We start from the raw sequence: 22,212 nt of genomic DNA, 5'->3' as shown, positions 1-22,212 counted from the left end.
AGGAAACAAAGAGGTGGTACTAATAAAATATCCACCTCTTTTCCGTGCGAGTGGCAGCGCCAAAAGGTGTAAGTCTTAAATAGACTGAGTAGCTGGCAAAACACTACCATTGATAGGTCAGTATCAATTAATAAAATAAGCCTTCGCTAAGGATTGGAAAAACTGTTCCTAAGCGAATAAAATTAGATTAAATCATTTAAATAAATTATTTCCATTAATCTTTTTATCAATTGTGCTCTATTTTTGACATTTACTTTCTTTAATATTTTACTTATACACTTTTTAACGGTAACTTCTGCAAGGTGTAACTCACTAGCGATTTCAGCATTGCTATGCTCATTGAGAATAAGTTCAACAATGCTTTTTTCTCTTTCAGTAAATGTGTAAGCACTACAGATAGTTTGCATATGATATTGTTCTGTTATTTTCTTGGTGAAGTTATTGATATAGTTGATTAGGCGTTCACCTCTTACATCTAATAAATACGTAGGTGAAGGTATTTGATTGCCAAAATCATAATTTTCACAATTCGGAACCTCCTGAAAACCAAAGTTTTTTAAAAGCTGTTGAAAAAATGGCAAAGGGGTTGAAGTAATAATCCTCCCACCCGAAAGAAGTAAAGGGAATAAACTGTATAAGAGAAAAGAACGTGCAACCTGATCTGTAGGGTTAAGGCAATCCAACATACGGATGAAGTAACCTGAATTAACCTTATCATTGTATCTACTATATTCAGAAGAACTTAATTGTTGGAAATAAGTTCTTGATACTGGCTGTTCCATGAGATGTTGAATAGTTTGAGCATTAATGGGAACAACAGTGGATAATCCAATTGTTTGACCAACATCATTTTTTAATAACCTCGTAGAATTGTACCCCATTTTAGCTATATAATTAGCATCCACTAGTTCAGATTCCTTTTTATTATGATGTAATGAAACAAAATAGTGATAGGTTTGGTTTGTTTCACGATGAACGAAATCTACTTGATTTTCGATTAAGTTATTTTTTCGATGTTGAAAATATTGTTTAATTTCATTAAAGTTATGATTATCTACTTCTTCTAGGTATAAATTTGTTTCCATTCCATCCTGGAAAAATGCCGATTGAATTAATTTATCTCCTATATGGTAAAATAATTCCCTTATATCCCGAGAAGATGGTTTATTTGCTAGTTTTGTTTGGTAATAAGCAATACAATGTTGATTTATCTGTTCGAATTTCTCTAGGTTTCTATCTTTTAGCTCTAATTTAATTGCATCACGGATTAAATCGTGAATCGTCCAGCCGTTGCTAGTTTTCTTTACAAATGATAATGTAGTTAGTTCATGAAAAAGATCAACAGGCACTTGCATTTTGGTTATGTAAGCTAGTTTAGCTTGATCAAAGCATCGTAAAATCGTTGCAACTTCGATGATAGCTTGTAACTGTTTATTACCAACTTCTTGTAACCATGATCGTGAAAGTTGGTTAAGAATATTGGTATTCGTTCTCATCCAATCGGTTGTTTTATTTGTAAGAGCAGACAAAGAAACTGCAAGTGGATGCCCTTTAGTAAACTGCCATATTTGGTTAACAAGTGCTTTATCAGTCACGTTGTGTTGGTGAAGGTATGTCTTTGTTTGGGTGAAATTGAAATCTTTGAGATGCATCGTAGTAATTAGTTTTCGCCATGCGGGTGATTCGTTCCACTCTAACCTTTTACGCCCAGCTATTATGATAATGGAATTTTGCGGGAGTTCACGTATAAAGACATTTTTAAGCCAATTGTCAAGATTTCTAATTGTTTCATAGGAGTCAATCGTAATGATTACTTTTCGGTAAGTTGCTAACTGGTGTAATACCTGCAGACAGTTCTGTATGGAATAGTTATCTATCCTTATGGAGGGATCATTGTGAAGGCTAATTTGTGTAACCAAATTTTCCGTAAGTGACCGTGGTGTATGAGAAAAAACACTACTATCTAGGTGAAACCACCAACAATCATTGGATTTTGCTATTCGACTAAATTGATTTAATAAAAATGTTTTGCCAATTCCGCCTGTACCATGTATATTGATGATTTTCTTAACAGAAGAGTCTTCGCGAATATGCTGTTCAAATAAGGTCAACTCCGTTACTCTACCAATAAAATAGTTTTTTTCAATCTCTTGGATGGCAGTCCCTATATTATCGCTCTTTTTATGATTCTCCCTCATAATCTATCTCCGCCTTAAATGATTATTTTAAGAAAATTCTGACTATTATAAATATACGAGCAATAGCTAAATTTGTCAATGTAACTAGCATTTTGCAAAGTTATGTTCAAGAGTATTGAAATGAACTTAAGGCATTGCAACAACTTTGTGCGGAGAAGTGATTTAGTGGAGCTTCTTATAGACATAAGTGCGGTGGAAGTTTAGTGGTGACAATGTGTCACTTAAAAGGTTGAGTATGGTTAGAACAAGGATTCTTCACTTCACGAGAGATTGCTCTTTGCTTAAAGTTATCTGTCAAGCTGTCCCATTATCCGTGAAGGAAGAATTTTTTTAATGGGGAAAAGATTTATTTGGAATCAACTAATTTCCCTTTGATTAAAGTTTTCTTTAAAACAGTAAAATTTAACTGACGACCAAACTTCTGCAGTTGTCGCTCCTCACTCTCCGTAACAATTGCTATAACGGTTCCTGAGTTAGACCCCAGTCGTCCAGTTCTTCCAGAGCGATGCACAAATTGGTTCGTCTCTTTAGGCAAGTCCATATGTATAACATGGGTTATATCAGGAATATCTAAGCCTCTTGCAGCAACATCAGAAGCTAGTAGTAGTTCCGATTTTCCTTCGCGGAATTCTTTAATTGCCTTAGCACGCTCTTGTTTTTTTGCGTCACTATGTAAAACTCCTGCATGAATTCCCATATAGTCTAATTTTTCTGCCAGTATCGAAAGCGTTGTAATGTCTTTGACGAAAACGAGTGCTTTCATGTCTTGATTTCGTATGAGCTTCCGTAATGTTTCAATCTTATCTCTCGCTTCACAAACAAGGTACATATACTCGACATTCGGTCGATCATCCTCTTCTTTACCAACTCGAATTACTTCAGGGCTATTCATTAGTTCTTCTGCCTTTGATTGAACTATCTCAGGTAGAGTTGCAGAAAAGACGAGCACTTGCCGTTCACTTAAGGTACTTTTTACAATTTTTTCGATCGTAGCTATATGTTCGGGTATGAACAGTTGATCTGCTTCATCCAATACCACCGTTTTTACGTGGTGCATCTTTAATTTTTTCTGATTGATTAGTTCGTTCATTCTTCCAGGTGTTCCAATCACGATTTGCGGTTTCTTTTTTAACTTTTCGATTTGGCGCTTGACGTTCGCTCCACCAATCAGCGTCGCACAACCAATTCCACTATCCCTTGACCACTCCTGAACTTCCTGATGTATTTGCATTACAAGTTCATGGGAAGAGGCTACGATAACAACCTGCGCATTTTTTTGTGTTGGGTCGATTTGCTGTAAAAGTGGTAACAGGTAAGCCAACGTTTTACCACTTCCAGTTGGTGACTCCGCAATGATATCTTTTCCTTCGATTATAAAACGGATCGTATGGCGTTGAATGGCAGTTAGATTTTCGAATCCAGATTTATCCCAAGCGGTTTGCAGAAACGGTTTGAGATCAGGTAATATTTCATTTAATGATTGCGTTTTATTCATTTTTACGTCTCCTTTTATTGCATCAATTGGTGCATCTCTATTCAGAGTAATGCGGATTACTAGATACGTCAACTTGTACTATTATTTTGTGATAATTTAAATCGATTATGTGCAATCCATAGGCTGGAGAGATTACACATAATAATGTTTCCTTTGTCACAAACTAAGTATATCTTTTGGAGGTGTGGAATATGGATAATCAAGAATTTGAGAAAATATATCAAGATTATAAACAACAGGGTGCGGAACAAGCTCAGCAGGAAGCACCTGCATCAGGAGAGCTTGAAAAAGAGCAAATTGTTGCTGTTCGGAAAAATGATGATGGCGATATTATTGCATTTAAAACGAATAGCGGTAGAGAGTTAGACTACGTCACCGCAATTGATGAAGCAAAAGCAGGGAACCTCGAACATGTCGACGTATTTCATAAGTATGGTCGAGATATTATCCGGAGTGAACCTGATGGTATTAAAGAAAATAATTTAGATAACTTAGATACTTTTTAATTTTTCTTCTTGAATATGGTAAGTGAACTGTTTTGAAAGGTTAGATATGTTTATAATTGAGATCATGGCTGATTTGAATTCATTTTCAAATCAGCTTTTTTGTGCATCAAAATTCCATAGTAATTTACTTACTTTATGATATTATTGTAATAGGTAAGATTTATCAATTAGGACGGCAGTGTGGACAGTAGAAATCTTCTTTCACTTTTCATAAAATCCGGTAAACCATACAGTAATGCTTATTGAAATTATTTGGAAGGACAGTTGATACATATGGATAATAAGAATGCAATTCAAAATATGGAAATGAATAATGTTGAAACAGACTTTAATTTTGAAGAAGTAGAAGGTTTTTTATCAAAACAGTTGGAAGAAAGTTTTTCTGATTTAGAACTCCTGGAAAAGGATAGAGCAACCATATCAGATCCTGAGGCGTTAGGGAAAGTAGTCTTGGATGAAGTGTGGAATCAGTTTGGTAATCAAATTGGAATTGACATGACTAAGGAGACATTAATTCAAAAATATGATAGAGAGCATCCTGAGCAGTATAAGGATATTGCGGATTCAGTTTTAAAGGATCAACGGTACAAAGATGCCAATAATGAAATGAGGGAACAGCAAAAAGCTGGAATTCTAAAGGATGAATATACGGGAAAAGACTTAAAGCGTAATGAAAAAGCTAATTTAGATCATGTAGTAACTAGAAAAGAATTATTTGAAAATCAGAGAAGAAAGCAAGCTAATTTAGATGTAGCTGACCTTGCCAACAAAAATGAAAATTTAAAGCCGACAAACGAATCTTTAAATAAAAGCAAAGGGGCAAAGTCGAACAAAGAGTATGTAGAAACTCGAGAAACAAGAGAAAAATCTCTTCTCGAACAAAACGAACGAGCAAATAAAAAAGTCGATGAATCAAACAAATCAGAAGTTGAAAAGCGTATGGAAAAAGAAAAAAATGATAAACGCTTGAACGATAAGCTTGCTGCTGATGACGATCGTATGATGAAAGCTGATAAAGAATCCAGAAAAGCAATTAATAAAGATATCCGAGTAAACGCAGCAAAAGAAGCCGGAAAAAAGGCTGGAAAAGATGCTCTAAAAACGATGGCGATCTCCGCACTTTTTTCATTGTTGAAAGAGATTATGAATGGTCTAATTCGTTTTTTTAAAGAAAAAGCTAAATCATTTAAAGGATTTTTATCAGAAATGAAGGAATCTATAAAAAACTTTTTCTCTAAAATTCTCAGTTTTTTGCAGACAGGAACTTCTGCATTCATTACTACAATTATATCTGAGATATTCGGCCCAATTGTAAGTCTTTTTAAGAAGTTGTCTGGTTTAATTAAACAAGGGGTATCCTCAGTTATGGATGCCGTTACATATCTTGGTGATAAAAAGAATAAGGACAAACCGTTTGCTGTAAAGGTGGCGCAAGTTGGAAAAATAATAACAGTTGGACTAGTTGGGGGCAGTGCCATCTTTTTAGGGGAGGTTTTTGAGAAGTTCCTACTAACCGTTCCTGGAATGCAAATTGAAATACCTCTACTTGGCACGCTCGCTAATATGATTGGCTTATTTTTGTCCAGTTTAGTATCTGGATTAGTTGGTGCAATCGTCTTAAATCTTATCGATAAGTTTATCTCCAATAAGTTAAAAGAAGAAAAGGATCAGCAAATTATTGATAAGAAAAATGGAATTATGAATGTACAACAGGTACAATTTTCTGTAGCTGAAAATCGTCTAGAGGCATCCAAAGAAAAAGTGATGAGCGAAATTTCAGAGAATCACGCATTAGCGAACGATATAATGCGACAATCGCTTAATAAGATTTTTGATGAGGAAAATGCTAGTAATGCTAAAAATAAGGACAAAATTAGTGAGAACCAACGTGAATTATTGAAAATGCAAAATGACTTAGAAGGCTTACTTTAAAGGTGATGTAAAATGACAAATATACAGACGAGAGAGCACAACACAGACAATGAACAGACAGTAATTGTGTCTACTAGAAATAATGGTTTCAATAAAAAGAAAAATGAATTAAAAGCTTTTAGTAAGAAATTACCTAAAGAAGCTGAGTTGCCTAGCGTACCCATTACCGGGGGCTTATTTGGGTTATTTAATTATGATGTGACGGGTAGTGATTTAAATAGACTAACGGATAGTATTCAGAATAAAATGATTGAACAGAATAAAGTTCTGGTGAGAACAATTCAGGAGTTTAATACTATTTATGATACGTTTTCAGCATTAGATAAAGAGTACATTCAAGGCATTTTAGTCTCACTGAAAGCAGCTGAAGAAGCTAATGCAAAAGCGTTAAAGGGAATTGAAGGTGTTCAGGAGAATCAAACCGAGATCAAACACATCATTAATCAACAAAAACAGGTTATTCAGGTTTTGAAAAACTTTAAAGATAAGGTCGAGAAGATCGAACACCTGGGTGATGTAGATAAAATTTATGCCGTCTATTCTACCATGCAAAGTAAGGTGAAAGTAATCGAAACGGAGGTTGAATCTCAAGAACGGACAGTAGCTAAACTGACGGATGAAATAAAATCATTATTAGCTTCGCAGTCCGTTTTTCAAGATGATTTGAATCAGCTAAAAGACGCTCATTTAAAACAAGTTAAAAAAGTGGAACAGCTGATTTCCCATCAAAATGATAACATATCTACAATCGAAGCGATAAGTAAAGAAAACAAAACAAATATAGAAGCTCTCAATAAAGAAGTTGCTAATCATGGAGAGAAACTCGGTGATCTAAAGCGACTATTTCAATTTGATATCCAAACCTTATCTGAAAAAGTCGATCATCACAATGCTGATTTTGTTGTCAAACTCACCTCGACAACTAACGAAGTCAGAGAAAACAAGACAAATTTTGAAAATACAATTAAGGAAATCAACGTTGAAATTGAGCAACAAGCAGAAAATATGACTTCCTATTTTGAAACTGAATTAGCTAAGGCGAACAATGAGATTACAGAGCTTAGTCTATTGACAGGAAGTTTATCAAAAGTGTTGAAGACTACTCAGGTTATTGCATTTTCTAGTATTGCTATCATCTGCACGCTGGTGATTTTGATAATAAGTGGGGTACTATGATGATTTCAGAGCATTATAAACAACAGCTGATTAAAGAAGCTAAGCAGATAGATGTTTCTTTAGGTAAAGCATCAGAGTTTGAAAAATTAGTTCAGGAAATAACTGACGGACAAATGGATAAAGCCATTTTAGAGCTGATCAAAAACCTGGGTATCTTAACTAAGAAACAATCCCTGCCTGGAATGGAGAAAAAGCAGGAAAAAATTATTGAGATATTATATAAATATTTAGGATCCTCAAAAGTTGATGGACTTTTTCAGGAACTGAAAGAGTCATCAAATGTTTCATTAGATGAGCTGCTTAATCAATTAGACGAACTAGTTGGTCTCGAAAATGTGAAGCAGCAAGTCCGAGATTTGATTGTCTATAATCAAATACAACAATTGCGAGTAGAAAACGGATTAAAAAAGTCTGACAAAACGTTGCACATGGCATTTCTAGGCAATCCTGGAACAGCTAAAACTACTGTGGCGCGTATTGTTGGGAGAATGTATAAAGCTATTGGATTACTAAGTAAAGGACACTTTATTGAAGCGAGTAGGACGGATTTAATTGCTGAGTATCAAGGGCAAACAGCGATCAAGGTAAAAAGGTTAATAAATCGTGCCAAAGGTGGAGTTCTATTTATTGATGAAGCGTATAGCATAACAGAGAATGATCAGAGTGACAGTTATGGCAGAGAGAGTCTTACTGAGCTAACAAAGGCTCTCGAAGATTATCGCGATGACCTAGTTGTAATCGTAGCTGGATATACAAGTTTAATGGATCAGTTTTTTGAATCTAATCCAGGTTTAAATTCACGATTTAATACTTTTATTTCATTTAATGATTATTCACTCGATGAACTTGTTCGAATATTTCATTACATCTGCAATCGAAATGACTATGTTGCTGAAGATAAGGCTACTGAAGCGGTTCGTGATTTGTTGCAAAAGAAATTGAATGAAAAAGAGGAATACTTTTCAAATGGTCGTCTTGTTAGAAACCTATTCGATACTATAACACTGAATCAGTCGAAGAGATTGTCAAAATTGAAGGAACATATACCTAAAGAATCGCTGATGTTAATTACTAATGAAGATGTCCCTCAAAATGATTAACGGAAGTTTAATATTATCGAAGTAATATGGTGTCAGGCAATCCGTATAGACAATTGTCCGTGGATAGGTCTGTACCCTTTAATCAAAAACATAAGAGTACATCATAAAAAGTCGCTTTCCTTTAGTAGGAAATCGGCTTTTTTAGGTTCTTATAATGAATTCAAAAAAAATGTTGACTATTCAGTTGAACTGTATTACTCTAGTTATTAAGTTGAAATATACAGTCAAACTGAATAGAGGGTGAAAATATGAAACACAAATTATTGCCGTTGTCTGAAACGATGCATTATATTTTATTAGCGTTACGTGAACCACTCCACGGCTATGCTGTAATGCAGAAAATAGAAGAAATAAGTAAGGGCAGCGTGATTTTAGCTGCTGGTACATTATATGGTGCGATTGAAAACTTGAACAAACATGGTTGGATCGAACCTGTTGGACATTCTGGTCGAAGAAAAATATATAAGATTACAACAGAAGGAAGCGCCATTTTGAAAATGGAACAAGAAAGATTAACCCATATTTTATCTTTATATGAAGGAAGTGAATTAAATGAAGAGGTTTAAAGTATTTTTTAATATTGAAAAAGAAGAACAATGGCTGAACGAGCAATTACAGAGAGGTTACCGTTGCACAAATATTAGTAAATTAGGAATATACAGTTTCGAAAAAACGGATAAGAGATATGTGATTCGGCTAGATTGTCGAGATTATTTCCCAAAGCAAAAGTTTGTGGAATATAAAGAGATATATGAGGATTTTGGTTGGAGTTATATAACAGGTTCCTGGCTTGGTGGAATACGGTATTGGCAAAAGAAAGATAGTGACCAAAATGAAATTTTCTCAGATAATCAATCAAAAAGTAATTATTATAAAAGATTGATGGGTTATTCCCTTTTGTTGGGATCGTTCTGTTTGGCGTACTCTTTTATGCTGTTTAATAATTCATTATTATACCATGATGGGCTATGGCGTATGGAAGGGTCATTATTTTGGAAAGCATTAGTATTTGAAACGCCATTTGTTCTCTTAAAATTACTCCCTGTACTTATGGTAGTTCTTTTTAGTAGGAGTTACTATAAAGCTTATCAAAAGTATTCCGTGTTAAAATCACAATAAGCAGGAAGGGTTTAAGCTAAGTGAGGTAATTGCAATGACTCGTACTCAGACATAAGACCAAGATCATACTGTACCATAATCAATCTCAAGTTTTCTATAATTAATGAATTCGTAAGGTACCCTATATAAAAATATAAGGTACCTTTTTTATTGGTTTGAGTATCCCTGTCTATCGGACTACCTAACTTTAAAGTTATTTTGAAACAGCATAAAATACAGTGTTTTTGGTTGAAATTAGGATAAATATATCGATTATTAGAATACTACACTTAGATCTTTAATAGTTGGGGGTGGAATTTTAGGTTTGCAGAATTTAGTAGTAATAATGTATTGAAGCTTTATAAAGATGAAAAAAGGTGGAATTTACTTATGTTAAAGAAAAAATTAACGTTAATTCTTTTTGCTGTTATGTTGTTTCTCTCATTTGAAAGTGGTGTATTTGCTTCGGAGAATGCTGAAACTGAAAAAAATATTGTCGATGTTGCAAAAGAAGCAGGTAACTTCAATACATTGATTGCAGCATTAGAAAAAGCTGGTTTGGTTGATACATTAAAAGGAGAAGGGCCCTTTACAGTATTTGCACCGACAGATGAAGCATTTGAATTGCTGCTCAAGGAACTAGACATAACTACTGAAGAGCTATTAGCAAGGGATGATTTGAAGAACATTCTCCTGTATCATGTGGTACCAGAAAAAGTGATGTCTGGAGATTTACAGGATGGAATGAAGGTCAAAACGCTTGCAGATAAAAAAGTGGAAATATCATTAGATCCTGTAATGGTCAATAATTCAAATGTTGTTAAAGCTGATTTAGAAACGTCTAATGGTGTCATTCATGTTATTGATAAAGTGTTGTTACCTTAAAAAAGTTGTCGGATAAGACTGGATCATCTATGATTCAGTCTTATTTTGTAAAGAAATGAAAACTCACGATTATCTAGCTTTGATCTTAGAAATTAGTTGACTTTAAAGATATAGTCACTCTTATGCCCTTTGATAGTCATCATCGGGTTGCAAATTCTCCGTGATTTCTTATCTTAGTTGATTCGCACCTGTTACATAGGAGGCGTTATTATGGATACTTTTTTTTACACATTTTTTGTATTTGCTTATATGATACTAATGATCTGGACTTTTAAGTCATCACAGAAAGAGTTAACGTATCGAAGTTTTCTCTATCTTATCATTATTGGTTTATTATATGACAACTTGATCCTAGCGGTTGGGAGATTTGTTGGTACAGGTGAGTTACTGGAAATATTAAATTTAGGGCGCTACTGGATACACGCCTTAGTTACACCAACTTTAGTACTATTTAGTTATGGCATCTTAAAATTAGCAGAAGTAAGTTGGATGAAACACAATATCGTAAAATGGCTTTCAGTCATTGTAGCAATAATGCTTAGTGTGATTGAAATTCTGATGGTTCTTCAGTTAGAGTTAAAACCAATATGGGATAACGGTGTTCTTCAATACATATCAACTTCTTCAACTAATCATCCGCCATATATGATCATAGGAGTTACTTGTGTGCTGTTAATTGGAGGCTTTATTGTATATAGGAAAACAAAGTGGAAATGGATGTTGATTGGAACAGTTATCATGGGAGTCGGTAGTGCTTTGTCGTCTTTCTTGCCAAGCGGTGCTGTAACAAATGGATTCGAGTTATTTTTGCTTTTTACATTAGCGTTAACTAAAATCCATTTTGAAAAAAATATTGTGAAAGAGTACCGGACACATATCAAAAATGAATAGATATTAAGATAAAGAAAGGTGCGTTTCCTTTGATCTTTAATTAACAAGATGGAGAAATTTATGTAAAAAAATTGCTTGCAGTGCTTTATCGGAGTTAGGGGTTTAGGCCCTTGGTAATCGAGAATATCTTGTTTGTTGAATAGTCGTATCACATGATTATTAGAAAGTAGCAGGGCTCTCCCTTCAGTCTATTTGTTTTCGTTAGTTTTACTACTGCTATGAGATAGTATATAATGAGAAATTAAAGAATAAGAGATAGGAAGAGTCTATGAATAAAAACAAAAAGAATCGAAATAAGCCCGGAAATAAACACAATCATTCAAATAAAACATATGGAGAAAAGCGCTCCGGACAGACTACTAAAAAGAACGAAAAATCCCAAGGTAAGCCCACAAAAACTAATAAGCGTCATGGTAATAAGCAATCTGTAACAGCAGAGGTGACTTGTTCCAGTCTGACTCAAGAAGGGAAAGGCATCGTTCAATGGAAAGGAAAACAGCTGGAAGTTGAGCATCTTTTGCCAGGTGAAATTGCTGAAATTACTGTATCTACCAACGGTCAACATGTGCATTCAAAAGTGAAGCGGATCATTAAAACGTCGGATGACCGAACAAAGCCACCATGCGTCTATTACTATGAATGTGGTGGATGTCAGCTGCAGCATATGAACAACCAGGCTCAGGAACGTTTCAAGCAGGACACAATCGATCAACTGATGAAGCCATTCGGTAAACCGGAACCCATTTTAACGATGGACAACCCATATGATTATCGGAACAAAAGCCATATCACATTCGGTTTGAATAAGGACCGACAGATTATTGGTGGTTTATACGCACAAAATAGTCATCAGCTTATCTCAATGGATCGGTGTCTGATTCACGATCCAAAAGCAGATGAGATTTGGAATACGATTAAGGACATGATGAAGTCGTTTAAAATACAGCCGTATAATGAAGACACTGGACGAGGTTTCCTGCGCCATGTATTGGTGAAGGTGGGCAAGGTAAGTGGTGAGATTATGGTAGTGTTGGTTGTAGCATCAACTATTTTTAAAGGTAGTAATAATTTTGTAAAAGCTCTAAGGAAGGCTCACCCGGAGATTACGACTATCCTTATGAACGTGAATAACCGGAAGACAAGCATGGTTTTAGGGGATCAAGAGAAAGTGTTGTTTGGTAAAGGAACGATAACAGATACCCTTTGTGGAATGAAGTTTGAAATTTCCGCTAAATCCTTTTATCAGATTAATCCGGTCCAGACAGAAAAGCTATATGCAAAAGCGATTGAAATGGCTCAGTTAACTGGAAGAGAAACCGTAATCGATGCGTACTGCGGGATCGGTACCATTGGTCTGATAGCAAGTCAGAAGGCTGGTAAAGTCATTGGCGTAGAGTTGAATAAGGATGCTGTTCGAGACGCAATCCGCAATTCAAAGCGCAACGGAGTGAAGAATGCGCGTTTCCACCAGGGAGACTCTGGTGAATTCATGATGGAGATGGCAGCGCGTGGTGAGAAAGCGGATGTAGTCATTATGGATCCACCACGAAGCGGGAGTGATGAAGCGTTCTTGTCTAGCGTTGTGAAGCTTAAACCAAAGCGTATCGTTTATGTATCCTGCAATCCGGTGACACAGGTACGCGATTTAAAATATTTAGTACAGAATGGTTATGATGTAAAAGGGTTGCAGCCAGTGGATATGTTTCCACAGACTGTACACGTTGAGTGCGTAGCGTTGATAGATTTAAAATAGGTTAGTATCAATATATTTATTGTTTTTAGCTAAAAATAGAAGTGTGTTGTATGTTCCCTCGGACTGATTAGTTTGGGGGAGTTTTTTATTTAGAAAATTCATCTTTTCTGAATAAATAACTATATATCTTATTGACACTACAACTACCTCGTGATACTATATAGTAGTATTAAGTGATACTTGTTACCAGTCATACAGAATAGGGAGAGGTGATTGCTCTGGTAAATCTAACGGAAATGCTTAAAGGTGTGCTTGAGGGCTGTGTCCTTGAAATTATAAGCCGTAAGGAAACGTACGGCTATGAAATTACGAGACACCTCAATGATCTCGGTTTTACAGAAGTTGTGGACGGAACAGTTTATACTATCTTGGTCCGGCTTGAGAAAAATAAATTGGTGGAGATTACGAAAAAGCCATCTGATAAGGGACCACCGCGAAAGTTTTTCATGCTCAACGACGCAGGGCGTGAGGAGTTGCGGATATTCTGGGAAAAGTGGGAATTTATTGATTCGAAAATTAACGAGTTAAGGGAGAGAAAATAATGAATTTTTGGAAAAAGATCACTGGAAGCGAAATGACTAAAGAGATGAAAAGTTTCGAATTACGAGCCCAAAAGCTGCCTGCTGATTATTATGTGGCCTGGGAAGAAATTAACACCAATATTTGGGCCAATTCAGATTTTACCGGACGTAACCTCATGCCAATTCTTGATGGTGTGCTAGGTCTACTCGAAGAATCAGCAGCGGAAGGACAAAGTATTCAAGAAACTTTAGGTGACGATATTAAAGAATTCTGTTCAGCTTTGACAGGCGAAGAAGGTGCAAAATCAATAAGAGACAAGTGGCGCGAGCAACTAAACAATAATATCGCAAAAAAATTAGGCAAATAGGAGGATGAATATGAGCATAAAAGATATTATCGAAGGGAAAAAAGAATGGCGAGCGCATGTGAAGCGTCTCAAAGCACTCCCAAATGATTATCAGATTGTATATAAAGAGATTCAAAAATATCTCTTTAAGGTAGGCCCTGTTGAGTTGACTAACGGGACGGGTTTACTCTCGGGGATCGTTGATCTCTTTGAAGAAGGTGCCGGTTTGGGAAAAGACGTGCTCGAAGTGACGGGAAGGGATGTAGCTGCTTTTTGTGATGATTTAATTAAAGATTCCAAAACTTACGCTGACATCTATCAGGAGTCTGCTAACCAGGAAGTTAACAAGGCCATGAAAAAAGTTATAAATAGAAGAAAGTAAAGGTGATGGTGGTCACCAAATAATCACTAAAAAGGGGAGTGCATAGTGAGTAAATACGAGTGGATATTATGCCCGATCTGCAGTAACAAAACACGGGTCAAGATAGGTGCTGATACGGTACTTGAAAACTTTCCAATATTTTGTCCCAAGTGTAAACAGGAAACAATTATCAATGTAAAACAACTGAATATATCAATTATTAAAGAGCCAGACGCTAAGACGCAGAGCCGATAACTGTGAGTTACATTACAGTTGTCGGCTCTTATTTTTTTGAGGGAGGAAATGAAAATGATAGAAAATGTCATACAAATTGAAAAGCTAAGAAAATCTTACAAAGATGTAGAAGTACTCAAAGGAGTGAATGTTGAAGTAGAGAAGGGAAAAATTTTTGCATTACTAGGTTCAAATGGAGCTGGAAAAACAACGATGATTAGAATCATGGCGACTTTACTTGAACGAGATGCTGGAAGTGTTGTAATCAATGGTTTTAAGATTGAAAAAAATCCAGCGGAGATTAGAAATTCTATTAGTCTTACTGGTCAGTTTGCTGCTATTGATGAAATATTGACTGGACGTGAAAATCTCCAAATGATAGCAAAGCTTAGACATCTTAGAAACCCAAATCAAGTAGCAGATGAGCTAATTAATCGGTTTAGTATGTCAGAGGCTGCAGATCGAAGAGTAGGTACTTACTCTGGCGGTATGAAAAGAAGAATTGATATTGCAATGAGTCTTGTGGGAAATCCAGAAATTATTTTTCTAGATGAGCCAACAACAGGACTTGATCCAGAAGCACGTTTAGAGGTTTGGAAGATTATACAAGAGTTATCAGCTGCAGGAACGACAATATTTCTAACGACTCAATATTTAGAGGAAGCGGAACAGCTAGCTGATAAAATCGCTATTCTTCATGATGGTAAAATCATTGCTCAAGATACACTAGAGGGTTTGAAAAAATTATTTCCACCTGCAAAAGTTGAATATGTCGAGAAACAGCTTACATTAGAAGAAATATTCCTGGCAATCATTGATGATAAGGAGGAGAAATAAATGGAATCTATCAATAAATATTTTTTCAAAGATATGAGTGTTATGTTTGGAAGGTCTATGCGTCATATTTTTAGAAGTATGGATACAATTGTGACAGTATGTATTACACCGATTGCGATGATGTTATTATTCGTTTATGTATTCGGTGGTGCGATCGAAACAGGTACAGAAAATTATATAGATTATCTGCTACCAGGTGTAATGTTAATGACAATTGGTAGTGGGATTGCATATGTTGCATACCGTTTGTTTCTAGATAAACAACGTGGAATTTTTGAACGTTTTCACTCAATGCCTATTGCTCGTTCTACAATATTATGGGGACACGTATTAACTTCATTAATTTCAAATGTTATTTCTGTAGTAGTGATTATATTAGTTGCACTATTAATTGGTTTTCGTTCTTCAGCAGGAATTTTAGAATGGTTAGCGGTATTTGGAATACTCGGGATCTTTATACTGGCATTGACTTGGATAGCTGTAATTGCAGGGCTTTCAGCTAAAACACCAGATGGTGCAGGGGCATTTTCTTATCCAATCATCTTCTTACCATTTATCAGTTCTGCTTTTGTACCAACAGATACTATGCCTTCAGTAGTACGTGCTTTTGCAGAAAATCAACCTGTAACTCCCATCGTGGAAGCTATTCGCAATTTGTTATCAAACCAGCCTGTAGGAAATGAAATATGGATTGCTTTGACTTGGTGTATAGCAATAATAGTTGTCGCGTATATATTTGCTATCAGGATTTATAAGAAATTATAACCTGCCTTTATACTAAGTAAAATTACTCACTTATAGGGTTAAATTCGCCAACTGTTCCATACTTTGCTCCGGGGAGCGCATCTTTCAGCAAAATAAAAATTATCTGTTTCGATATCATCATTCTATCAAAAAACATGTCGAGACAGTTGCGATGATAGAGTTAAAATAACTTGGTGGCAATAGGTTTAAAGGGTTTCAACTAAAAATTGAAGTGTGTTTTATATTCCCTCGGACTAATGGTTTGGCGGATTATATCGATTTTCACCTTAATATTCATTCGCCAATTATCAATAATATTCGAGGAGAGACAGGCACCGATTTTATTAGACAGCCTTCGGTGTATGTCCCAATTATCACGAACTATTACAGATCTTTGCCATATAAAGGGTGATAGAAAAACTGTTACTTGAATAATTCCTTATTGAAATATGGGTTATATTTTAACTTTTCAAAATTAACATATAGACGATTAATTGTTTCATATTGGTCCTTTCCATTACCCCCTATGCAAAAAATTTAGTTTGTAAAATTTTCATTGCCTCTTCAATTTCTTGTAGTTCGGACTCTGTTAAATGGTTAATTTGCTCTTGAAATTTTAATTCAAGCTGATGAAAAACGTTATCCATTAGCTCTGTTCCCTTTTCGGTTAGGAGAATGTCAAATTTGCGACGATCATCCGAATCAACAATCTTTTCGCATAGCTGGCTTTGAATTAATTTTTTTAGCTCACGGCTGGAATTAGGTAAAGATAAATGCAAGCATTCACTGATTTCACTAAGCGTTACCGGTTGGCTAACTGTAATGAACTCTAATATTTTGTATTGAACGGTAGTTATATTTTCAATATTAATTTCTTTTGTCAAATCATTTGTCACTTGATGTACAGATGTAGTAAATCGAACAAACTGCTGGAAAAGCTTACTCTTATCCATATAAATCACCTCAATTACAAAGTATCAAATATATTATCAAAAAACAATTATCAATTGACAACTAAATATAAAAGGTGGTATTATTTAGTTATCAAATGATAACAAATGAGGTGTTTAATAGTGAATGTTCTGATTGTTTTTACACATCCAAATCATCAAAGCTTGAGCTACGCATTTTTACAAGAAGTACTTCGAGGATGCGAGGAAAACCATGATATACAACAAGTTCAAGTATTAGATTTATATGATGAAAATTTTGATCCTGTCCTTAAATTTGGAGAGAAAAAGAAAAGAAGAGATATGTATAAAGATCCGGATATGGAAAAATATCGTAATCAACTATCATGGGCTGACAAGATTATTTTTATCTACCCTATATGGTGGGGAAGACCACCTGCTATGTTAATGGGTTATATTGATAAAATGTTTGCATCTGGATTTGCCTACAAAGATAACGGTAAGATGTTACCGGTCGGTTTGTTGAAAGGGAAATCAGTCGTATGTGTTTCTGTTATGAAGGGGCCGACCTTTTATCCAATGTTTTGGCTGAATAACGCACATAAAGTTTTAATGCGTAAGGCATTATTTCAATATGTAGGGATTAAAAAGGTAAAATTCTTTGAGTTTGGGAATATGGAAAATCCAAAGGGGAAGCACAAAGAAAAAATGAATAAAGTATATAGATATTTTCAAACATTGAATAACCATAGCATAACATCTTAAAATTTAACTTCTAGTTGGCAAAAGGAAAATTCAAAAGTTTTAAAGATTGTTGGAGAATGCGTGATAGAGTAAGAATTTTTACGTAACAAACCTACTTTCGTACCTTTATGCATGTAGAATATGTAACTTTTTTAAAGAGAAAAGCAGGGACTTAACCAGTTCCTGCATATTAAATTTATAAACATTATATTGTTATTTTTTGGTATTATTATAGTGGAGTAATTTATCATGAACAAGCAGTACGGATTGTTAATCCAATGGGGTGTTGAAAATAGATGAGCAATATAAAGTTGTATTTAAAGAAATTCAAAAACCACGCTCAATACTATTATGGATATTTATTTCTCTGTTTATTTTTTCTATCTGGTATACATTTATTGAACAAATAATTCTAGGTAACCCAGTTGGTACTAAACCAGCTCCTGATGTGTTTTTAATTTTTCTTTGGTTATTTCTTTGTATTATTGTACCGATAATTTTGCTATTCTTCACAAAACTTATAATAGAAGTACGTGAAGATGGGCTATATATTCGATATATGCCTTTCCATCTCCACTATAAAAAGTTTTTGTTTAGGGAGATAAAAGATTATGAATCCATCACTTATAGCCCCTTAAAACGTTTTGGTGGTTGGGGAATTCGATTAAATATTAATGGGGAAAAGGCTTATAATATGGATGGTAACAAAGCAATAGAAATGGTTATAAAAGATCAAACTGTTGTGATTGGTACTCGTCAGCCAGAAGAAATAAAAACTGCGATTAATTCATTAACAAAAAGACAGTAAGAAACTCACTTCAACCAGTAAAATAATACTATAAAATAAATAATAAGTTTCCGAATGGAAGTCTTATTAAAAGTTCTTATTACACAACCTTCGAATATATATTTATAAGGAATAAGACTTTTGGAGGGTTGTTTAATGCAGTATTATTATGGTAACCAGATGCCTTTACGTGTTCTAGATGAAGCGGAATTTTGGAAACACCAAGAAGAGGAACATACGGTTGTTATTAGAGAACTTGTAGATAATCTTGAACAGAAATATGTAAAAGAATTAAAGGAATGGGAAAAAGAGTTTGCCAATGCACATCATAGAGTTATAAGGTATATTGAAACCGTAAATCGTTCAAATGGACAAGTTTCTCCGGCACTCTACAAAGATATTATCCAGCTTATCACTTTTTGTTTACAGCAGAGCCAACAATTTATTAACTTTTGTAGTACAATGATGGAAGAAAGTGAACCTATTAGCACCAATCCAACAGCCAAAGTTGTTTTGAACCATATTATTGTTGAATCTGAGTATTTTATCGGCGTTGCCCAAACGATTTTGTATCAGCAGTAGACTACGGACTTTGTGTGTCTCGCAAATGATGAGGTAGTCTGTCCAATAAAATCTCCACCTTCAAATTTCCTTAGAAATTAAGGTGGAGTATTTTTTGTATGAATTGATTGAGAGAGTAGTTTCAACCCTTTACAGTTTTTATTATAAGAAAATTAATACAAATGCAATCGTGAAAATAGAAAGAACCGTTGTGATCAAAATATAGAGAGGTACTTGCTTAGCCATCGTATTATATTTTTCGGCAAATACATACACTAATGCGCCAGTTGGTACGGCAGAGAGCAGAATCACAGATTTCGCCCACATTGCATTCTCAGGTTGAATAACAAAATAAATATAAAATATAGCTAATAGCGGTAACGCAATTAATTTTAACACTACCAACGTCATCAATTCAGAAAATTGATAGTTTTTATTTTTTAGTACGTTTCGTTCACCTGATAAACCCAAACCTAATGCAAACAGAGCAGTTGGTCCTGCGGCAGGACTAAGTATTTCAGTGAATACATAGACTGGCTGAGGGACAGGAATACTAGTTAACGCTACCAATACACCTAATATTAAGGAAGCATTAATGGGATTTAAAAATATCGATTTTACTATTAATTGCAACAAATTTATTGGACTATTTTTTTTGTGGCTTTTCCTAGATTTTACTAGTTCGATAGAAATGATAATAAAAGAAATAATAAGCACGTCATAGACAAAATTGATAATGGCAGCTGGAATTGCAGCAGCTTGTCCGAAAGCTGTGATCAATAGAGGAATTCCTAGAAATCCTGTGTTGCCATATGTAGTGATCATCCCATACAAACTAAGTTCCGGGAATGTTTTTTTGAATACAAAACGAAAAATGAACATAGAAAACACAAACATAGTGGAAACGATACAAATATTTAATAAAATAAAGTTCCAATCTAATAATTGTTCAACAGGTGCCGTTGAAATCGACAGGAAAAGTAATGCAGGTAACGAAAAGTAATAAACAAAATTATTTAATGCCGTCGTACTTTCAAATGATAATAAAGAAAAACGTCCAGCTAAAAAACCACACAAAATGATCGCAAATAACGGAATAACTACTCCAAACAACTCAGCCATCAATCAAACCTCCTTAACTTATCAATTACTAGCACAATCATACTCTATTACTTTGTCTCAGGCAATTGCCTACTCTATTACACTATTTAGCCAAAATGTGTCATAGAATCTTAAATAAATGTCCATTTTTTTATGAAAAAATTCCAATAATCGACATAATAATTAAAATTTACATGTTATACTGAATCTATCAAAATTTAGGAGGTGTATAAATAGGTTGTTGTTGTAAGATAGTCACTGTTTTTAAAAGCGCTTACATTAACGAAGGGAGTTTTATGAAAAATGTTAAAGAGAATAGTAGTTTTGTTTTTGCTAGTTTGCTTTATCGTGTTATTAAACGTACCTTCAGCCTTCGCATCTGAGGAAGTGACCGAAACAATGTTACCATTTATACTCAAAAATGAAAATTTTGCTTTTCACGAGCGTACGGATGCGCTCATTATTGATGCAGGCAAAGAAGTAGATGACTCAACACTGGATATATCAGATTTTGATGTGCATGTTACCACTACAAGAAAAGTCGATCCAGATTATGTGGGATATGACGGACCTCGCGAGGTAATTGATGTGTATACCAGTGAAGTAAATGACTCTGGTTCACCTTCCGATAGTGGAAGATATATTGTTGTTGATTTTCCTGACGTTGGTTGGGAGGACGGTGGATCCACCATCGCTGACGGATATACATTTGACTTAGAGTACACGATCACTTATAAGGGAGATGAAATTACTTTTGTGGATGGATCCTCCCTAGTACCTGAAGGATTTACTCAGGATGATATAGTCAGTCCTGTTCTTGACAAGTATCAATATGCAAACTATGAAGGACTTGATTATAGTTATTTTTATAATGAGGACGTGGATGAACCGCTACCCTTAGTAGTTTTCTTTCATGGGGGTGGACAGGGTAACGATATCTATACTCCTATCAGATTTAGCAATGGTGGGACTGTTTGGGCTAACCCGGAGAACCAAGAGAAATATCCGAGTCATGTATTGGCCCCTCGTAATGCAACAACGCCAGAAGACATGCATAAAGTTAAGGGTGTCATCGATGACATGATAGCGGAAGGAAAAGTTGATCCTAATCGAGTCTATATTACAGGATTCTCAATGGGTGGAGGCTCCACATGGACCTTTATGAAAACTTACCCTGATTTTGCTGCAGCGGCTGCACCACTTTGTCCAGCCGGTGGACCTGATAATGTCGAAGATGCCGAAGCAGTAGCATATTTGCCTGTTTGGTCTTTTGTAGATGAAGGGGATTTTCTTTATGACGCTGTTGTTGAAATTGACGAAACTTATGGACCGTATATGAACGATTCCTTGTTGACGATACTGCCAGAAAACAGATTGGATGAACCACCATATAATGGCCACGTATTTGACGGACATGCAGTGTGGCTTCCGGTCTATAATGAATATGAGCACCCAGAACGTGGCATGCTTATTGATTGGTTATTTTCGAAAAGCAAAATTCGAGATATATCTGATGTAGAAGTTAATACTGTTTCTGGTGTTGCTCCAACGTTACCTGAAACAGTAACTGTTGATGTCAATTACAGCGCTACAGGGATTGCATCAGAAGAACGAGCAGTTGATTGGGAAGAAGTTGACCCAGATTATTATGGCAACGATGGCCCAGGAGTATTTGAGGTTGAGGGAACTGTAGAGGGAGCAGTTGAAAAGGTGACAGCAACTGTGACAGTAGAATACAGAAATCGTATTGCCGACCTTAAAGAAACGGTAGCAGACTTAGATATTGTGCGAGGCAATAAAAATGCATTAATGGTTAAGCTAAATAAGGCAGAGGATTTTCTGTCCGATACTAAACATGACAAATCTGCACAAGCTATCAAACAATTGGACAACTTTATCAAACAGGTCAATAATTTTGTGAAACCTGGTAAGCTAACGGAAGAACAAGCTGAAGAGTTGATTGAAGCAACAGAAGAGTCTATAAGACATATTAATGAATAAAATATAATTCTTGAAGACATTAAAGGGAC

At 35.1% G+C, this 22,212-nt stretch carries 23 protein-coding genes; 19 read left to right on the top strand and 4 right to left on the bottom strand.

Features of this window, described 5'->3' with window-relative positions; genetic code table 11:
- Positions 1 to 182: 182 nt before the first annotated feature.
- Both BUC25_RS13425 and BUC25_RS13420 read right to left on the bottom strand, forming a co-directional pair.
- Positions 183 to 2,198 (bottom strand): LuxR C-terminal-related transcriptional regulator, encoded by a 2,016-nt coding sequence (locus tag BUC25_RS13425; RefSeq protein WP_073202392.1) that lies wholly within the window; start codon positions 2,196 to 2,198, stop codon positions 183 to 185.
- Positions 2,199 to 2,544: 346 nt separating this feature from the next.
- Positions 2,545 to 3,693, bottom strand: a complete 1,149-nt coding sequence (locus BUC25_RS13420; RefSeq protein WP_073202391.1) for a DEAD/DEAH box helicase — start codon at positions 3,691 to 3,693, stop codon at positions 2,545 to 2,547.
- Positions 3,694 to 3,884: 191 nt separating this feature from the next.
- Here BUC25_RS13420 and BUC25_RS13415 point away from each other — a divergent pair, with 191 nt between their 5' ends.
- From BUC25_RS13415 to BUC25_RS13345, 15 genes are all read left to right on the top strand, one after another.
- The gene (locus BUC25_RS13415; protein WP_073202389.1) at positions 3,885 to 4,199 is read left to right on the top strand and encodes a DUF3892 domain-containing protein; all 315 of its coding nucleotides are present in this window, start codon (positions 3,885 to 3,887) and stop codon (positions 4,197 to 4,199) included.
- A 273-nt stretch (positions 4,200 to 4,472) separates the two neighbouring features.
- Complete coding sequence (locus BUC25_RS13410) at positions 4,473 to 6,131, top strand: phage tail family protein (protein WP_073202388.1); 1,659 nt, start codon at positions 4,473 to 4,475, stop codon at positions 6,129 to 6,131.
- Between the two features lie 12 nt (positions 6,132 to 6,143).
- Positions 6,144 to 7,307, top strand: a complete 1,164-nt coding sequence (locus tag BUC25_RS13405) for a coiled-coil domain-containing protein (protein WP_073202387.1) — start codon at positions 6,144 to 6,146, stop codon at positions 7,305 to 7,307.
- Positions 7,307 to 8,407 carry an AAA family ATPase gene (locus tag BUC25_RS13400; protein WP_073202386.1) on the top strand — a complete coding sequence of 367 codons (1,101 nt, stop codon included), beginning with the start codon at positions 7,307 to 7,309 and terminating at the stop codon, positions 8,405 to 8,407. The genes BUC25_RS13405 and BUC25_RS13400 overlap by 1 nt, the downstream gene beginning before the upstream one ends.
- A 248-nt stretch (positions 8,408 to 8,655) precedes the next feature.
- On the top strand, positions 8,656 to 8,973 hold the full coding sequence (locus BUC25_RS13395; protein ID WP_073202385.1) for a PadR family transcriptional regulator: 318 nt from the start codon (positions 8,656 to 8,658) through the stop codon (positions 8,971 to 8,973).
- Positions 8,960 to 9,526, top strand: coding sequence for a DUF2812 domain-containing protein (locus BUC25_RS13390; protein ID WP_073202383.1), 567 nt, complete (start codon positions 8,960 to 8,962; stop codon positions 9,524 to 9,526). The genes BUC25_RS13395 and BUC25_RS13390 overlap by 14 nt, the downstream gene beginning before the upstream one ends.
- A 369-nt stretch (positions 9,527 to 9,895) precedes the next feature.
- The gene (locus BUC25_RS13385) at positions 9,896 to 10,390 is read left to right on the top strand and encodes a fasciclin domain-containing protein (protein ID WP_073202382.1); all 495 of its coding nucleotides are present in this window, start codon (positions 9,896 to 9,898) and stop codon (positions 10,388 to 10,390) included.
- Positions 10,391 to 10,600: 210 nt separating this feature from the next.
- Positions 10,601 to 11,281, top strand: coding sequence for a hypothetical protein (locus BUC25_RS13380; protein ID WP_073202381.1), 681 nt, complete (start codon positions 10,601 to 10,603; stop codon positions 11,279 to 11,281).
- A gap of 268 nt (positions 11,282 to 11,549) precedes the next feature.
- Positions 11,550 to 13,034, top strand: coding sequence for a 23S rRNA (uracil(1939)-C(5))-methyltransferase RlmD (rlmD, locus tag BUC25_RS13375; protein WP_073202380.1), 1,485 nt, complete (start codon positions 11,550 to 11,552; stop codon positions 13,032 to 13,034).
- Between the two features lie 218 nt (positions 13,035 to 13,252).
- Positions 13,253 to 13,576: a PadR family transcriptional regulator gene (locus BUC25_RS13370; protein WP_211619582.1), complete on the top strand. Its 324-nt coding sequence runs from the start codon at positions 13,253 to 13,255 to the stop codon at positions 13,574 to 13,576.
- Positions 13,576 to 13,923, top strand: coding sequence for a DUF1048 domain-containing protein (locus tag BUC25_RS13365; RefSeq protein WP_073202379.1), 348 nt, complete (start codon positions 13,576 to 13,578; stop codon positions 13,921 to 13,923). Before BUC25_RS13370 ends, BUC25_RS13365 begins: the two co-directional genes overlap by 1 nt.
- Positions 13,924 to 13,933: 10 nt before the next feature.
- Complete coding sequence (locus BUC25_RS13360; RefSeq protein WP_073202378.1) at positions 13,934 to 14,284, top strand: DUF1048 domain-containing protein; 351 nt, start codon at positions 13,934 to 13,936, stop codon at positions 14,282 to 14,284.
- A gap of 45 nt (positions 14,285 to 14,329) precedes the next feature.
- Complete coding sequence (locus BUC25_RS13355; protein WP_073202377.1) at positions 14,330 to 14,518, top strand: cysteine-rich KTR domain-containing protein; 189 nt, start codon at positions 14,330 to 14,332, stop codon at positions 14,516 to 14,518.
- Between the two features lie 54 nt (positions 14,519 to 14,572).
- Complete coding sequence (locus tag BUC25_RS13350) at positions 14,573 to 15,334, top strand: ABC transporter ATP-binding protein (RefSeq protein ID WP_170862703.1); 762 nt, start codon at positions 14,573 to 14,575, stop codon at positions 15,332 to 15,334.
- Positions 15,335 to 16,099: an ABC transporter permease gene (locus BUC25_RS13345; protein ID WP_073202376.1), complete on the top strand. Its 765-nt coding sequence runs from the start codon at positions 15,335 to 15,337 to the stop codon at positions 16,097 to 16,099.
- Between the two features lie 503 nt (positions 16,100 to 16,602).
- Here BUC25_RS13345 and BUC25_RS13340 read toward each other — a convergent pair.
- Positions 16,603 to 17,031, bottom strand: coding sequence for a MarR family winged helix-turn-helix transcriptional regulator (locus BUC25_RS13340; protein ID WP_073202375.1), 429 nt, complete (start codon positions 17,029 to 17,031; stop codon positions 16,603 to 16,605).
- A 120-nt stretch (positions 17,032 to 17,151) separates the two neighbouring features.
- On the opposite strand from BUC25_RS13340, the gene BUC25_RS13335 reads away from it, so the two are divergent.
- The 3 genes from BUC25_RS13335 to BUC25_RS13325 all read left to right on the top strand — a co-directional run bounded on the left by BUC25_RS13335 (position 17,152) and on the right by BUC25_RS13325 (position 19,102).
- On the top strand, positions 17,152 to 17,754 hold the full coding sequence (locus BUC25_RS13335; protein ID WP_139251837.1) for an NAD(P)H-dependent oxidoreductase: 603 nt from the start codon (positions 17,152 to 17,154) through the stop codon (positions 17,752 to 17,754).
- Between the two features lie 271 nt (positions 17,755 to 18,025).
- Positions 18,026 to 18,541: a DUF6141 family protein gene (locus tag BUC25_RS13330; protein ID WP_073202490.1), complete on the top strand. Its 516-nt coding sequence runs from the start codon at positions 18,026 to 18,028 to the stop codon at positions 18,539 to 18,541.
- 135 nt (positions 18,542 to 18,676) lie between these two features.
- Complete coding sequence (locus BUC25_RS13325; protein WP_073202373.1) at positions 18,677 to 19,102, top strand: DUF2935 domain-containing protein; 426 nt, start codon at positions 18,677 to 18,679, stop codon at positions 19,100 to 19,102.
- A gap of 141 nt (positions 19,103 to 19,243) precedes the next feature.
- On the opposite strand, the gene BUC25_RS13320 is transcribed toward BUC25_RS13325, so the two are convergent.
- On the bottom strand, positions 19,244 to 20,203 hold the full coding sequence (locus BUC25_RS13320) for an AEC family transporter (RefSeq protein WP_073202372.1): 960 nt from the start codon (positions 20,201 to 20,203) through the stop codon (positions 19,244 to 19,246).
- A gap of 282 nt (positions 20,204 to 20,485) precedes the next feature.
- On the opposite strand from BUC25_RS13320, the gene BUC25_RS13315 reads away from it, so the two are divergent.
- Positions 20,486 to 22,183 carry an FIMAH domain-containing protein gene (locus BUC25_RS13315; RefSeq protein ID WP_073202371.1) on the top strand — a complete coding sequence of 566 codons (1,698 nt, stop codon included), beginning with the start codon at positions 20,486 to 20,488 and terminating at the stop codon, positions 22,181 to 22,183.
- Positions 22,184 to 22,212: the final 29 nt, after the last annotated feature.

The organism is Gracilibacillus kekensis (assembly GCF_900143085.1).
In the GTDB taxonomy this organism is placed as follows: Bacteria; Bacillota; Bacilli; order Bacillales; family Amphibacillaceae; genus Gracilibacillus; species Gracilibacillus kekensis.
This window is presented reverse-complemented; position numbering and strand designations above follow the sequence as displayed.

Bases quoted from the DNA above. Each gene is read 5' to 3' on its own strand.
- BUC25_RS13315 (WP_073202371.1), top strand. From the start codon at position 20,486: ATGTTAAAGAGAATAGTAGTTTTGTTTTTGCTAGTTTGCTTTATCGTG.
- BUC25_RS13340 (WP_073202375.1), bottom strand. From the start codon at position 17,031: ATGGATAAGAGTAAGCTTTTCCAGCAGTTTGTTCGATTTACTACATCT.
- BUC25_RS13410 (WP_073202388.1), top strand. From the start codon at position 4,473: ATGGATAATAAGAATGCAATTCAAAATATGGAAATGAATAATGTTGAA.
- BUC25_RS13380 (WP_073202381.1), top strand. From the start codon at position 10,601: ATGGATACTTTTTTTTACACATTTTTTGTATTTGCTTATATGATACTA.
- BUC25_RS13325 (WP_073202373.1), top strand. From the start codon at position 18,677: ATGCAGTATTATTATGGTAACCAGATGCCTTTACGTGTTCTAGATGAA.
- BUC25_RS13395 (WP_073202385.1), top strand. From the start codon at position 8,656: ATGAAACACAAATTATTGCCGTTGTCTGAAACGATGCATTATATTTTA.
- BUC25_RS13425 (WP_073202392.1), bottom strand. From the start codon at position 2,198: ATGAGGGAGAATCATAAAAAGAGCGATAATATAGGGACTGCCATCCAA.
- BUC25_RS13350 (WP_170862703.1), top strand. From the start codon at position 14,573: ATGATAGAAAATGTCATACAAATTGAAAAGCTAAGAAAATCTTACAAA.
- BUC25_RS13360 (WP_073202378.1), top strand. From the start codon at position 13,934: ATGAGCATAAAAGATATTATCGAAGGGAAAAAAGAATGGCGAGCGCAT.
- BUC25_RS13345 (WP_073202376.1), top strand. From the start codon at position 15,335: ATGGAATCTATCAATAAATATTTTTTCAAAGATATGAGTGTTATGTTT.
- BUC25_RS13400 (WP_073202386.1), top strand. From the start codon at position 7,307: ATGATTTCAGAGCATTATAAACAACAGCTGATTAAAGAAGCTAAGCAG.
- BUC25_RS13390 (WP_073202383.1), top strand. From the start codon at position 8,960: ATGAAGAGGTTTAAAGTATTTTTTAATATTGAAAAAGAAGAACAATGG.
- BUC25_RS13320 (WP_073202372.1), bottom strand. From the start codon at position 20,203: ATGGCTGAGTTGTTTGGAGTAGTTATTCCGTTATTTGCGATCATTTTG.
- BUC25_RS13415 (WP_073202389.1), top strand. From the start codon at position 3,885: ATGGATAATCAAGAATTTGAGAAAATATATCAAGATTATAAACAACAG.
- BUC25_RS13365 (WP_073202379.1), top strand. From the start codon at position 13,576: ATGAATTTTTGGAAAAAGATCACTGGAAGCGAAATGACTAAAGAGATG.
- BUC25_RS13385 (WP_073202382.1), top strand. From the start codon at position 9,896: ATGTTAAAGAAAAAATTAACGTTAATTCTTTTTGCTGTTATGTTGTTT.
- BUC25_RS13420 (WP_073202391.1), bottom strand. From the start codon at position 3,693: ATGAATAAAACGCAATCATTAAATGAAATATTACCTGATCTCAAACCG.
- BUC25_RS13405 (WP_073202387.1), top strand. From the start codon at position 6,144: ATGACAAATATACAGACGAGAGAGCACAACACAGACAATGAACAGACA.
- rlmD (WP_073202380.1), top strand. From the start codon at position 11,550: ATGAATAAAAACAAAAAGAATCGAAATAAGCCCGGAAATAAACACAAT.